General features: G+C 72.4%; 11 protein-coding genes. 2 read left to right on the plus strand and 9 right to left on the minus strand.

From position 1 onward, the window contains the following. Positions 1–71: 71 nt before the first annotated feature. A complete protein-coding gene (locus ACFV0Q_RS12265; RefSeq protein ID WP_385004227.1) occupies positions 72–791 on the plus strand; it encodes a PspA/IM30 family protein in 720 nt (239 codons plus the stop codon). 15 nt (positions 792–806) lie between these two features. On the opposite strand, the gene ACFV0Q_RS12270 is transcribed toward ACFV0Q_RS12265, so the two are convergent. The 9 genes from ACFV0Q_RS12270 to ACFV0Q_RS12310 all read right to left on the minus strand — a co-directional run bounded on the left by ACFV0Q_RS12270 (position 807) and on the right by ACFV0Q_RS12310 (position 11,698). Further along, positions 807–1,601: an alpha/beta fold hydrolase gene (locus ACFV0Q_RS12270; protein WP_385004229.1), complete on the minus strand. Its 795-nt coding sequence runs from the start codon at positions 1,599–1,601 to the stop codon at positions 807–809. A gap of 107 nt (positions 1,602–1,708) precedes the next feature. After that, positions 1,709–4,297 carry a SpoIIE family protein phosphatase gene (locus tag ACFV0Q_RS12275; protein ID WP_385004246.1) on the minus strand — a complete coding sequence of 863 codons (2,589 nt, stop codon included), beginning with the start codon at positions 4,295–4,297 and terminating at the stop codon, positions 1,709–1,711. A 211-nt stretch (positions 4,298–4,508) separates the two neighbouring features. After that, complete coding sequence (locus tag ACFV0Q_RS12280; RefSeq protein ID WP_385004248.1) at positions 4,509–4,937, minus strand: ATP-binding protein; 429 nt, start codon at positions 4,935–4,937, stop codon at positions 4,509–4,511. A gap of 164 nt (positions 4,938–5,101) precedes the next feature. Continuing rightward, positions 5,102–5,512 (minus strand): (deoxy)nucleoside triphosphate pyrophosphohydrolase, encoded by a 411-nt coding sequence (locus ACFV0Q_RS12285; RefSeq protein WP_385004231.1) that lies wholly within the window; start codon positions 5,510–5,512, stop codon positions 5,102–5,104. A 27-nt stretch (positions 5,513–5,539) separates the two neighbouring features. Next, the gene (locus tag ACFV0Q_RS12290; protein ID WP_266574127.1) at positions 5,540–5,734 is read right to left on the minus strand and encodes an SPOR domain-containing protein; all 195 of its coding nucleotides are present in this window, start codon (positions 5,732–5,734) and stop codon (positions 5,540–5,542) included. A 160-nt stretch (positions 5,735–5,894) separates the two neighbouring features. After that, positions 5,895–7,580 carry a purine-cytosine permease family protein gene (locus tag ACFV0Q_RS12295; protein ID WP_385004234.1) on the minus strand — a complete coding sequence of 562 codons (1,686 nt, stop codon included), beginning with the start codon at positions 7,578–7,580 and terminating at the stop codon, positions 5,895–5,897. A 321-nt stretch (positions 7,581–7,901) separates the two neighbouring features. Then, positions 7,902–8,654, minus strand: coding sequence for a GntR family transcriptional regulator (locus tag ACFV0Q_RS12300; RefSeq protein WP_385004236.1), 753 nt, complete (start codon positions 8,652–8,654; stop codon positions 7,902–7,904). A 137-nt stretch (positions 8,655–8,791) separates the two neighbouring features. Then, a complete protein-coding gene (locus ACFV0Q_RS12305) occupies positions 8,792–9,964 on the minus strand; it encodes a DUF4190 domain-containing protein (RefSeq protein ID WP_385004238.1) in 1,173 nt (390 codons plus the stop codon). A gap of 159 nt (positions 9,965–10,123) precedes the next feature. Continuing rightward, positions 10,124–11,698 carry a S8 family serine peptidase gene (locus ACFV0Q_RS12310; protein ID WP_385004240.1) on the minus strand — a complete coding sequence of 525 codons (1,575 nt, stop codon included), beginning with the start codon at positions 11,696–11,698 and terminating at the stop codon, positions 10,124–10,126. A gap of 224 nt (positions 11,699–11,922) precedes the next feature. Between ACFV0Q_RS12310 and ACFV0Q_RS12315 the strand changes: the two genes are divergently transcribed. Beyond that, entirely contained in the window at positions 11,923–13,032 is a 1,110-nt protein-coding gene (locus ACFV0Q_RS12315) for a threonine synthase (RefSeq protein ID WP_385004242.1), read from the plus strand. The last annotated feature ends 142 nt before the right edge of the window (positions 13,033–13,174 follow it).

A 13,174-nucleotide genomic window follows, 5' to 3' on the forward strand; every position in this document is an offset into this window, starting at 1 on the left:
CCCTCGTACACCCGTCGTGGACCTGCCGTAGACCCCTCGGAGATCCGTCACCCCGTCAGGAGAGACCCGTCATGAGCAAGCAGACCATCCTCGGCCGCGTCACCCAGCTCGCGAAGGCGAACATCAACGCGCTGCTGGACCAGGCCGAGGATCCGCAGAAGATGCTCGACCAGCTGATCCGCGACTACACGAACAACATCTCGGAGGCGGAGCAGGCGGTCGCGACCACGATCGGCAACCTGCGGATGCTGGAGGCGGACCACAAGGAGGACGTGGACGCGGCCGCCGAGTGGGGCGACAAGGCCCTCGCGGCGAGCCGGAAGGCGGACGAGCTGCGGGCGGCGGGATCGGCCGCGGACGCGGACAAGTTCGACAACCTCGCGAAGGTGGCCCTGGGCCGGCAGATGCAGTCGGAGAAGGAGGCGAAGACGGCGGAGCCGACGATCGCCGCCCAGACCGAGGTGGTGGACAAGCTCAAGTCGGGCCTGGGCTCGATGAAGACCAAGCTGACGGAGCTCCAGGCCAAGCGGGACGAGCTGGTCGCCCGCGCCAAGACGGCGCAGGCGCAGAACACGATGATGGACGCGGTCAAGAACATCGACGTCCTGGACCCGACCAGTGACCTGAACCGCTTCGAGGAGAAGGTCCGCCGGGAGGAGGCCATGGCGATGGGCAAGCAGGAGCTGGCCGCCTCTTCCCTGGACGCCCAGTTCGAGTCCCTGGAGGACCTCGGCAAGACCTCGGAGATCGAGGCCCGCCTCGCCGCGCTCAAGGCCGGCCAAGCGGCGTAGGCACGAGGGCGCGGTTCAGAGCCCGGCGAGGAAGGTGCGGACGGCGGCCTCGAACCCGGCCGGGTCCCGCAACTGTACGAAGTGGTCCGTGTCCAGGATGACGAGGGCCGTTCCGGGCCGCCGCTCCACCATCGCGGCGGCCTGCGCGCCGGGCAGGGCCTGGCTGTCGCGGCCGTGGACGAGCAGGGCGGGGCAGTCGCTGCCGAGCCACCGCTTCCAGTGGTCGCCGTGCACGTGCTCCTCGGAGTCCAGGGTGTCGAGGGGGTGCGAGGACAGCCGCCAGCCCTCCCCGCCGGGCAGCGGGCGCATGCCCGGCGCGAGCATCGGGCCGACCGGGCCGCAGGCGGCGAGGAGTTCCTCGCGGGTGGGGGCGGTGTAGGGCAGCGCGGCCAGGAAGGCGAGCGGGCTGACCTCGCGGTGCGGGAGGTCGACGGGGGCGTCGACGTTGACCAGGGCGCTGACCAGCTCCGGCCGTGCGGCGGCCAGGTGGTAGGCGTTGATCCCGCCGAGCGAGTGCCCGATGACCGGGACGGGCCCGAGGTTCAGGTGCTCCAGCAGTGCGACCAGGTCGGCGAGGTATCCGGCCCGCTCGTACCCGTCGGCCCGGTCGGAGTCGCCGTGCCCGCGCTGGTCGGGGGCGATGACCCGCCACTCGTCCCCCAGCGCCTCGGCCAGGTGCGCGAACGAGGCCCCTTCGGACAGGTGCCCGTGCAGCGCGACGAGCGGCCGGCCCGCGCCGCCGAAGTCCAGGTAGGACAGGCGGCGTCCGTCGATGGTCAGTTCGCTGCGGATGGGCGTCTTCGTGCTCATGGCGGTTCTCCCCGTGTCGCGGATGTGGGCCGGTCTCGACACGGGGAACTATACGCACGTCTATGACGGTTGTTCAATACGCTTGTATAGAAGGCTTCCGCGCGCGGTCATCCGTACATGCTCAGGAGCTGCTCCGCCGAGAGTTCGGTGACCATCTCTCCCGGGGCGCCGGGCATCGGGAGGGGGAGTTCGAACCAGACCGTCTTGCCGCGGTGGGTGCGGCGGGTGCCCCAGCCCGCGGAGAGGAGGCCGACGAGCTGGAGGCCGCGGCCGCCCTCGTCGGTGTCGCGGGCCCGGCGGCGGCGGGGCTGGGCCAGGTTCGCGTCCCACACCTCGCACACCAGGGTCCGGTCCAGCAGCAGGCGCAGCCGGATCTCGCCCTCCCCGTACCGCAGGGCATTGGTGACCAGCTCACTGACCAGGAGTTCCGTGGTGTCGAGCAGCCCCTCCAGACCCCACGCGGGCAGCTTCGCCCGCGCGAGCTCCCGGGCCCGGCCCACCGAGCGGGCCTCGCGCGGCAGCTGCCAGTCGCCGACGGCGTCCACCGGCAGTCCCTGGACGCGGGCCATCAGCAGGGCGATGTCGTCCTCCCCGTGCCGGGTGTGCAGGGAGTTGAGGACGTGGTCGCAGACCTCCTCCAGCGGGCGGGCCGGATCGGCGACCGCCCGGCGCAGTCCGCGCAGCCCCTCCTCCAGGGGGTGGTCGCGGGATTCGACCAGCCCGTCGGTGTACAGGGCGAGCAGCGCCCCCTCGGGCAGTTCCACCTCGACCTCCTCGAAGGGTTCGCCGCCCACCCCGAGCGGCATCCCGGTCGGGATCTCCAGCAGCAGGCCGGGGCGCGGCTCGCCGCCCTCCTCGGCCGGTTCGACCAGCACGGGCGGCATGTGGCCGGCGTTGGCGATGGTGCAGCGCCGGGTCACCGGGTCGTAGACGGCGTACACGCAGGTGGCGAGGTACACCTCGGAGCGGTCGGCGTCGCGCGAGTGCAGGGCCGCGCGGGAGGCCTGCTGGGATCCGCCGGGCGCGCCGAGGCCGCGGGCGACCTCGTCGAGGGCGGTGAGCACCTCGGCCGGTTCCAGGTCGAGCAGCGCCAGGGTCCGTACGGCGGTGCGCAGTTCGCCCATGGCGACGGCGGCCCGCAGGCCCCGGCCCATCACGTCGCCGACGACCAGCGCGGTGCGGTGCCCGGGCAGCTCGATGACGTCGAACCAGTCGCCGCCGACCTCGGTGGCGGCGTTGCCGGGCAGGTAGCGGCAGGCGATGTCGAGGCCGGCCGCCTCGGGGTCGCCGGGGGGCAGCAGGCTGCGCTGCAGGATCAGGGCCCGCTCGTGCTCGCGCCGGTAGAGGCGGGCGTTGTCGATGCAGACGGCGGCGCGCGCGGCGAGTTCCACCGCGACGGCCCGGTCGCGTTCGCCGAAGGGCTCGCTGCCCTTCGTACGGGAGAACTGGGCGAGGCCCACCACCGTGTCGTGGGCGACCATCGGCACGAGCAGCGTGGACTGTACGAGGTCGTCGGGCGAGGCCCCTTCGATCAGCCGGGGCCGGGCCGTGCGCAGGGCCAGCGCCCCGGGCGAGGCGGCCGGATAGCGGTGGGTCTCCCCCACGGTGACCAGCGCGCCGGGCCCCGACAGCGGGGCGTCGGACACGGCGGAGGCGAAGGCCACCCTGCGCAGCGGCGCGGACGGGGCGCGCCCGGGCCCCTGCCCGGGCAGCGAGGGCACTCCGGGGCCCTGCGGGCGGGCGGGCCGGTCGTCGTCGCCGAGCAGGAGCCCCTGGTAGAGGTCGACGGCGGCCAGGTCGCAGAAGCCGGGGACGGTGACGTCGAGGAGTTCGCGGGCGGTGGTCTCCAGGTCGAGGGAGTTCCCGATCCGGTGCCCGGCCTCGTTGAGGAGGGCGAGGTTGCGCCGGACCCCGGCGGCCTCGCGGGCGGCGAGGTGACGGCGGGTGACGTCGGTGCCGAGCCCGGCGATACCGATCGGACGGCCGGATCCGCCGTGCACGCGGTAGAGGTTGATCGACCAGTGGCGGTTGTCGCGGCTGCCCGGGGCCGCGCCGGTGATCCGCAGGTCGGTGACGGACTCGCCGGTCTCCAGCACCCTGCGCAGCGCTTCGGCCATCTTGTCGGCCTCGTGCGGCGGCAGGTAGTCGTGCACGGTCCGGCCGCGGTGCTCCTCCACCGCGCCGCCGAAGACGGTCGCGAAGCGGCGGTTGGCGCGCTGCACGGTCAGGTCGGTGCCGAAGAGCAGGAACCCGAAAGGAGATTGGCCGAATATGGCCTGCGAGGCGGCGAGGTCGGACTCTATGCGCCGCAGCGCGCGCACGTCGACGACGACGCACAGCGCGGCCCGCTCGGCGGTCTCGGTCTGGGTCGGCATCACATAGATCTCGGCCACGCCGTGCGCGCCGTCCCCGCCGGGGATGCGGAAGGGGATCAGGCCCGTCCATTCCTTGCCGTCGAGGATCTCGGCGACCTTGCGGTGCCCGCCGTCGCGCAGCTCGGGGGGCATGAAGGCGTCGACCGGGTCGCGCCCCACCGCCTGGGCGGCGGTGAGCCCGAACAGCTCCTCGGCGCGCAGGCTCCACTGGTCGATGAGCCCGTCGGGCCCGATCGAGAACGAAGCGACCTTTATGTAGTCATATATCGAGCCAGGCGGGCTGGTGTGCCACAAGGAGTCGTGCCACGTCTCCCCGGACATTCGGGCCTGATGTGCCTGCGCAGGTATCTCGCTCACGCGACCGTCCCCTCCAGCTCACCGCAACCGGACCGGCCATGACCGAAGTATTCAGCACCACGGCCCCGTACGGCACGGCGTTCACGATCACAAAAGGGTCCCGTTGTTTTCCAGCCACCGTCCGACGGTCTCCACCGGACGCCTTCCGGGAGACCCCCTGCCACCCTTCCCCTTGTTACTCACCAGGAAGAGCCAACTCGAACCACACGGTCTTGCCCGATTTCCCGTGCCGGGTCCCCCAGCGCTGCGCCGAGACGGAGACGAGCTGCAGCCCGCGCCCGCCCTCGTCGTCGGGCTTCGCGATCCGCTCGCGGGGCGGATCCGGAAGCGGATCGGAGACTTCCACCACCAGGGCGGGGCCGCCGCCCAGACCCTCGACGGCCGGATTGCGCCGGATCAGACGGACCCCGATGGGACCGGAGGCGTAGCGCAGGGAGTTGGTGACCAGCTCACTGACCAGCAGGACGGTCACGTCGCCGACGGAGTCCAGCCCCCAGGACCGCAGGGTGCCGCGGACGGCGTGGCGGGCGGTGCGGACGGCACCGGGCTCGGCGGGGAAGGCCCACTCGGCACATTCGCCGTCTGTGTCGATCACGCCGATCACTTCCCGGGCCACCAGCGACCCCAGTCAGATTCGTCGGGGACGAAAGGGGGACGAGATAGGGACTAATAGCGACATACCCGATATTTGGGGCGTCGTACCACCCGATCCCGACCGATCCCCCACGCACCGGCGCACTGTGGCGCAGACGGCCTACCGCGTGCGCGTCACGCGCCCCGGTGCGCCCCCGCGCTCAGCCGCCGGCCGGCCTCCGCGACCGCCGGGCGGTCCTGGTCGAGCCAGTCCACCGAGTCCAGCTCGTGCGGCCCGAGCCAGCGCAGCTCGTCGTGGTCCTCCAGCGGCGCGGGCTCTCCCGAGAGCAGCCGCGCGGTCCACACGTGCAGCACGAGGCCCGGCTTCAGCGGCCACTCCCCCGGGATCCGCTCCAGCGCCTCGGTCTCGACGCCGAGCTCCTCGCGCAGTTCGCGCACGAGCGCCTCGGGTACGGATTCGCCTGATTCGGCCTTGCCGCCCGGGAGCTCCCACCGGCCGGCCAGCTCGGGGGGCGCGCTGCGCCGGGCGGCCAGCAGGCGCCCGTCATGACAAAGGGCTCCGCCCACGACCACGCGTACAGTCATGGGCGGAGCCTATGCCAGCGGCCGCCGTCAGTTCGTCGTGGCGGTCTGGCTGCCCTGTCCGATCCGCTCGACCCAGTACAGCTGCTTGTGTCCCCGGTCGTCGAGGCTGTCGACGACCTTCTGGGCCTCGGCCCGGGTGGAGTACCGGCCCACCCGGTAGCGGTTGCCGTTGTCGTCCTGACGTATGACCAGCCATGGGAGCAGGGCACCGCTGTCGTTCATCGCGCTTCACCCTCCGCCGATGTACCTGCCCAGGAAACCGCATTGCGCATATGCCGGAGCTTACGCCCGACCTTTACTCAGCGGATACGGTTTTTCACGAAGAGGTACCTAGGGGGCGTACGCATCCGGCCAGGCGTACGAGCGGGCCGTGCGCGCCGGTTCAGGCCGGGCGTACGGAGGGCATCGGCAGGGCCACCGGACCGGCCCCGGGCTCCTTGCGGCAGACGTCCCCGCAGGTCGCGTCGAGGGAACAGCAGAGCGAGCAGATCGGCCCGGCCTGCACGGGGCAGTCGGCGATGTCCGGGAGCTCGTACGCCGTCTCGCAGACGGCGCAGGTGTGCGTGGCGGTGACGTCCGCGACCTCCACGCCGGGCCCGTTGACGGTGTTCGGCCTGGCCAGGTAGTACTTCCCGCCCGTCGCCCAGGCGATCAACGGGCACAGGAGCAGGGCGAGTCCGGCGGCGATGAAGGTGGAGAAGGCCTCGGCGTACGTCCCGAAGAGGCCGAAGAAGGCCAGGATCGAGACGGTGGAGGCGATCACCATCGCGCCGAAACCCGCCGGGTTGACGGCGTAGAGGTAGGCCCGCTTGAACTCGATGTACGGCGGGCTGAGTCCGAGCCGCTTGTTGATCACGAGGTCGGCGGCCACGGCGGCGATCCAGGCGACGCCGACGTTGGAGTAGAAGCCCAGCAGCTTGCCGAGCATCGCGAACATGTCCAGCTCCATCAGCGTCAGCGCGATGGCGAGGTTGAGGAAGATGTACCAGACGCGGCCCGGGTGGCGGTGGGTGACGCGGGAGAAGAAGTTGGACCAGGACAGCGAGCCGCTGTACGCGTTGGTGACGTTGATCTTGATCTGGGAGACGATCACGAAGAGGGCGGCGGCGGGCAGGGCGAAGCCGCCGAGCCACGGGCGCAGGGCTTCGATCTGCGGGGCGATCGGCTCCAGGGCGTGGGTCTTGCCGACGGCTTCGAGGGCCACGAAGGCGAGGAAGGCGCCGCCGAGCTGCTTGGCCGCGCCGATGACCACCCAGCCGGGGCCCGCGGCGAGGACGGCGAGCCGTCGGCGGCGGCGGTTGGCGGGGGTCTCGGCCGGCATGAACCGCAGGTAGTCGGCCTGTTCGCCGATCTGGGCGATGAGGGACAGGGCGATGCCGGTCCCGAAGCCGAAGCCGATCCAGGAGAACCCGGCGCCCGCGCCCTCGGTGCCGCCGAAGCCGGTGAAGTCGCCCCAGGCGCCGGGCGCCTCGAAGGCCAGGACCAGGAAGGGGAGCGCGAGCCCGATCAGCCAGACGGGCTGGGTCCAGGCCTGCACCTTGGCGAGGGCGCCCATGCCGCGGAAGACGACGGGGATCACGATCAGCGTGGTGACGAGGTAGCCGAGCTGGACCGGGAGCCCGAAGGCCTGGTGCATGGCCTGGGCCATGATCGAGCCTTCGAGGGCGAAGAAGATGAAGGTGAAGGAGGCGTAGATCAGCGAGGTCAGCGTCGACCCGAAGTAGCCGAAGCCGGCGCCGCGCGTCACCAGGTCCATGTCCAGTCCGTACGTGGCGCACGCGCGGGCGATCGGGATGCCGGTCAGGAAGATCACCGCGGCGGCGGCCAGGATGGCGGCGGCGCCGCTGGTGAAGCCGTAGGCGAAGACGATGGAGGCGCCGATGGCGAAGTCGGCGAGGTAGGCGATGCCGCCGAGCGCCGTGCCGGCGACGGAGACGGGGCTCCAGCGGCGGAACGCGTGCGGGGCGTACCTCAGGGAGTAGTCCTCGCGGCTTTCGTCCGCGGCGAGCTTGGCGTAGTTGCGGCGGGGGGCCGCCGGGGGTGCGGGGGTGGTGGCGGTGTCGGTCATACCGCCGGAAGGTAGGCCCGCCCTGTGACGCCGCGTCACACTCGGGCATTGCCCGGCGGTTACGCCGGGGCCGGCCACGTCACCGGCGCGTTAACGCCGCGCGAAGCCCGCCCCTCCCCGCCCTTCCTCCGTTCCCGCCTCGATCGCCGGCGCGGCTTCGGACACGGCGCTCCGCGCCCGCGCCTCAATCGCCGGCGGGGCTGAAATTGCCCTCCGGGCAATCCAGCCGCCGCCAGGCACAGCCGCGCCAATGAGCGATGGCCAGCCAATATCCAGCCTCGCCGGCGATTGAGGCGCGGGGTCCGGGGCGGAGCCCCAGGATCACCGGACCGGCAAGTGGTACGAGAGCCGGTAGCGGTCGGCCGGGACCACCACGTCGGCCGTTTCGACGGCGCGGCCCGACGCGAAGTACGTGCGGCTCACGACCAGGACCACGTGCCCCGGGACGCCGCCCAGCGACATGATCTCCTCCGCCAGCCCCGGCCGCGCGCCGACCTCCTCGACCACGTTGTCCACGACCACGTCGATCGCCGCCATCCGGTCCACCACCCCCGAACCCCCCAGCGGCCCCTCCTCCGGCAGCATCACCGGCGTCCGGCCGGTCACGGAGAGGGGCTCCCAGGAGGTGGACAGCATCATCGCCTCGCCCGCGTCGCGGAAGACGTACCGGGTGCGCATGACCCGCTCCCCCGGCTCGATGCCCAGCCGCTGCGCGATCTCCGCCGGCGCCCCCGTCTGCTCGCTGCTGGAGTCCCACGTGCCCCGCGCACCCGACTCGGCCTGCTCCTGGCGGAACGGCGTCGACGCCCCGCCCGTGCGGTAGCCGGAGCGCGCGACCCGCCGCGGCACGGGCTGTTCGCGTACGTACGTACCGGACCCGGAGCGGCCCTCGACCAGCCCCTCCGCCATGAGGACCTTGCGGGCCTCCAGCGCCACGGTGTCGGAGACCCCGTACTCCTCGCGGATCCGGGCCTGTGAAGGGAGCCGGGCGTGCGGGGGCAGGGACCCATCGACGATCTTCCGTCGCAGATCCCCGGCGACGCGCAGATAGGCCGGCTGCTCACCGAAAGTCACGGGCCACTCCCATCAGGTTGACAGACAGCTACACCCTGGCAACCCACCGTTGAGCAGCGCAAGCACGGGCCAGAGTTTCACTCGAAGTGATGAAGCCTGGTCACTCAAACCCGTTACCGCGCGTTACCCACAGGGCCTCAGACCGATTCCGACGACGGTCCGCCGCCGGGACCGTCGCCCCGGTCCTCCGAAGACCCCTCCAGCCAGTCCGGAACCCGTGCCGACAGTCCGTACGCGCCCCGCAGCTCCTTCTCCGCGTCGACCGAGACCGCCCCCAGCGCCGCGTCCCAGGCCTTCTGGAAGTCGGGCGCCGTCACCGCCCGCGACGCCCGCTGCCATTCCTTGCGCGCCGCCTCGACCTCCCGCAGGCGGGCCGACGCGGCCGGACCCACGCCGGGACGGGCGGTCGCGCCCCGCAGCAGCCGCTCCTGCGCGCCCAGGGCCGCGTCCACCTCGCCCGCCCACCGCCGGTACTCCGGCAGCCGCCCTTCGGGCCCGGCGTCCGGGGCGGCGCCCAAGACCTCGTCGGTCCCGTTCAGCACCTCCAGCAGGGCCGCCTGATCGGACGTCAGCGAACCGGCGTCCTTGCGCAGGCTGCCACGGTGCTCCCGCTCCGACGTACCGATGACGCACAGCAGGCCGCGGTCGCCGGAACTCCAGGTCTCGCGCGTGGGGGCGAAGTAGTACATGTCCGCGTACCCGGGCAGCGCCCAGGTGTCCATCGCGTACGCGTCCTGCGCCTTCCAGCAGGCCGCCTCGGCGGTCTGCTTGATCTTCGACGATCCGGGGAAGAAGTCGAACCCGGTTCCGACGGTGGTCACGGCCGACACCTCGGCGTCGTGTACCCGGTCGCAGGCGATCCGGTGGATGAACGGGTCCTCGGCCATCAGGTCGCCGCGCGGGACGTTGAAGCAGTCCCCCGCGCGCAGCTCGTCCATGCCCACCAGGTCCCCCTCCACGCGCTCCAGCGGCCGTGCCGCGCCCAGCCGTTCGAGGAAGTGCCTCGCGTACTGCCCCACGCCGAGGACGAACACCCCGCTCATCGCCACCGAGACCACCAGGCCCACGATCGCCAGCGCCCTGCCCCGCTCCCCCTTGCGTGCGATCTGCACCAGCGCCACGACGCCGAAGACGATCCCGAGCGGCGGGAAACAGAGCAGCCCGACCAACAGCGAGGCCAGGGCGAGGCCGTTGAGCGGGGCCCGCAGCGTGATGCCGGGCGGCGCCCAGACGGGCCGCGGCGCCTGCGGGGACGGGTACGGCTGCGGGACCCCGCCGGAGGGGGGCTGCTGCGGGGGCGGGGTGCTCACAGGGTGACGTACTCCATCGCGGATAGCGGGGGGTGCGAACGAATGCGCGAAATAGTACGCAGCGGGGGTGACCGCCGAAGCGATCACCCCCGCCGTTCATCGCGCGATCCAGCCTGTCATCGCGCCCCTCGCCGCCCGGTCGCCCGGTCGGAGGTCAGTTCAGAACTGCAGCGCCCAGGAGTCGATCTTGCCGGTGTCCGCTCCGGCGAGGTCGGCGACCCGCAGCTTCCAGACGCCGTTGGCGACCTCGGAGGAGGCGTTCACGGTGAAGGTCTGCAGGACGTTGTCCGCGCTTCCGCCGGTGCGGTTGCGCAGGTTGTAGACGGTGCCGTCGGGGGCGACGAGGTCGACCTTGAGGTCACCGACGTACGTGTGCTTGATGTCGACCGGCACGCTCAGCGTGGCCGGGGCGTTGCCAGAGATCCCGCTGACGGTGATCGGCGACTCGACGGTGGAGTTGTCGTTGATCGCGAAGTCGGCGGTGTTCTCGAAGCGGGTGCCCGGGTTCGGCGGGGTGGTGCCGGCGCCGACGTTCAGCAGCCGGTTCGGGGAGCCGGTACCGGGGCCGGTCACCACGTTCGGGGTGGCCGCCGCGACGAGGCCGTCGCGGACCTGCGCCGGGGTGCTGCCCGGGTTCTGCGAGAGGTACAGGGCGGCCGCGCCGACGACGTGCGGGGTGGCCATCGAGGTGCCCGAGATGGTGTTCGTCGCGGTGTCGCCGGTGCCCCACGAGGAGGTGATGGAGGAGCCCGGGGCGAAGATGTCCAGGATGGAGCCGTAGTTGGAGTAGCTGGCCTTCGCGTCCGTGTTGGTGGTGGCGCCGACCGTGATGGCCTCGGCCACGCGCGCCGGGGACTTGGTGGAGGCGTCGGTGGACTCGTTGCCCGCCGCGACGCCGTAGGTGATGCCGGAGGCGATGGAGTTGCGCACCGCGGTGTCGAGCGCGGAGTCGGCCCCGCCGCCGAGCGACATGTTGGCCACGGCGGGCTTGACGGCGTTGCGGGTCACCCAGTCGATGCCGGCGACCACCTGGGCCGTCGTCCCGGAGCCGTTGTTGTCGAGCACGCGGACACCGACGATCTTCGCCTTCTTGGCGACGCCGTACGTGCCGCCCGCGACGGTTCCGGCGACGTGCGTGCCGTGGCCGTGGCCGTCCTGGGCGGTGTTGTCGTTGTCGATGGCGTCGTAGCCGTAGGAGGCGCGCCCGCCCAGGTCCTGGTGGGTGATCCGGACGCCGGTGTCGATGATGTACGCCGTCACGCCCTCGCCGGCCTTGTCCGGGTAGGTGTAGCTCTGGTCGAGGGGGAGCGCGCGCTGGTCGATGCGGTCCAGGCCCCAGGACGGCGGGTTCGGCTGGGTGGCGTCGACGGTGAAGACGCGGTTCTGCACGACCGACTTGACGGCCGGGTCGGCGGCGAGCTTCCTGGCCTGCGCCTCGGAGACCTGCACGGAGTAGCCGTTGAGGGCGGCGCTGTAGGTGCGGTCGATCTTCGCGCCGTAGCGCTGGGCGACGGCCTTGCCGCTGTCGGCGGTGGACCGGGCGGCGGAGTCGTTCAGGGTCACGATGTAGCTGCCGGCGACGGTTCCGGCGGCGCCCGCGTTCTCGATGACGCCCTGCGCGCCGCGGTCGGCCGCCGAGGCGGGTAACGCGGCGGCCGCGCCGAGCGCGAGGGCCACGACGGCGGTCGCGCTGATGCCGGCGATCTTCCGGCGGGTGTGACGCATCACGGACATGTGAGGGTTCCTCCTCATAGGTGGTGCGCTGCGGGGGGTTGGTGCGGGGGGTCGACCGGGGATCCGCGGGGCCGCCTGATTTCCATGCTCATGACAACTCAGGTGGTCCAACGGGCCGTCGCCTCCGAAAGGTTGACCCACCCGGGCGGCATCCCACAAGAGGACAACGGACGCGTAACATCCATGCCATACGACGGCCATGAACGAGCAAAGGTGGTCAGCACATGACGCACGCACTGCCCGGTTACCTCTGCCCGGAGGACGGTACGCGCGCCGACGTGCGGACCGCCCCGTGGTGCTGTCCTCTCTGTGCCGGTCCCTGGGACCTCGACTTCACCCCCGATCCGGCCAGTGCGCTGGAACCGGCGGCCGGCCCCCACTCCCTGTGGCGGTACGCGGCCGCGCTGCCGCTGCCGGGGGCGTTCTCGGTCTCGCTCGCGGAGGGGCACACTCCGCTGGTGCCGCTCGCGGAACGGATTCACGCCAAACTCGACTACCTGATGCCGACGTTGTCCTTCAAGGACCGGGGCGCGGTGATGCTCGCGGAAGTGGCCCGGCGGCTGGGTCCGAAGCGGGTGATCGCGGACAGCAGCGGCAACGCGGGGACCTCGGTGGCGGCGTACTGCGCGCGGGCCGGGCTGAGTTGTGAAGTTTTCGTGCCGGAGGGCACTTCGGAGAAGAAGACCGAGCAGATGCGGGCGCACGGGGCGGCCGTACGGATCGTCCCGGGCGGCCGCGAGGCCACCGCGGAGGCCGCCCGGGCTGCGGCGGACGAGCCGGGGGTCTTCTACGCGAGCCACGTCTTCAACCCGTACTTCCTGCACGGCACCAAGACGTACGTGTACGAGATCTGGGAGGCCCTCGGCGGCCGCCTCCCCGAGGCCCTCGTCGTCCCGGTCGGCAACGGCACGCTGCTGCTGGGGGCGGCGCTGGCCGTGGAGGAGCTGGCCCGGCGCGGGGTGCGGGCGCCCGCGCTGATCGCGGTGCAGTCGCAGGCGGTGGCCCCGCTGGCGACCGCGTTCGCGGCGGGCGCGGAGGACGCGGAACCGGTGGCGCAGCTGCCCACCCTGGCGGAGGGCATCGCGATCCCGGCGCCGCCGCGGGCCCGCCAGATCCTGGCGGCGGTACGGAAGTCCGGCGGCACCTTCCTGACGGTCCCGGACGACCGGCTGCGCGCCGCCCAGCGGGACCTGGCCCGGCGCGGCCTCTTCGTCGAGCCGACGGCCGCCGCCTGCTGGGCGGCGGTCGGCCCCGACGCCCCCGCCGACCCCCTCCAGGGCCGCACGGCGGTCCTCCCCCTGTGCGGCGCGGGCGCGAAGACGGGCCTGGCGTAACCCCGTCCGGGGGGGCGAGCCGCTGCGCGGGGCTGCCCCCTACCCGCCCTTCCACCGTTCCCGCCTCAAACGCCGGCGCGGCTGGTTTTTCCAGCCTCGCCGCCGTTTGAGGCGCGGGGGTCCGGGGGCCGGCCCCCGGCCA

The sequence above is a fragment of the Streptomyces sp. NPDC059564 genome (assembly GCF_042735575.1).
GTDB lineage: Bacteria > Actinomycetota > Actinomycetes > Streptomycetales > Streptomycetaceae > Streptomyces.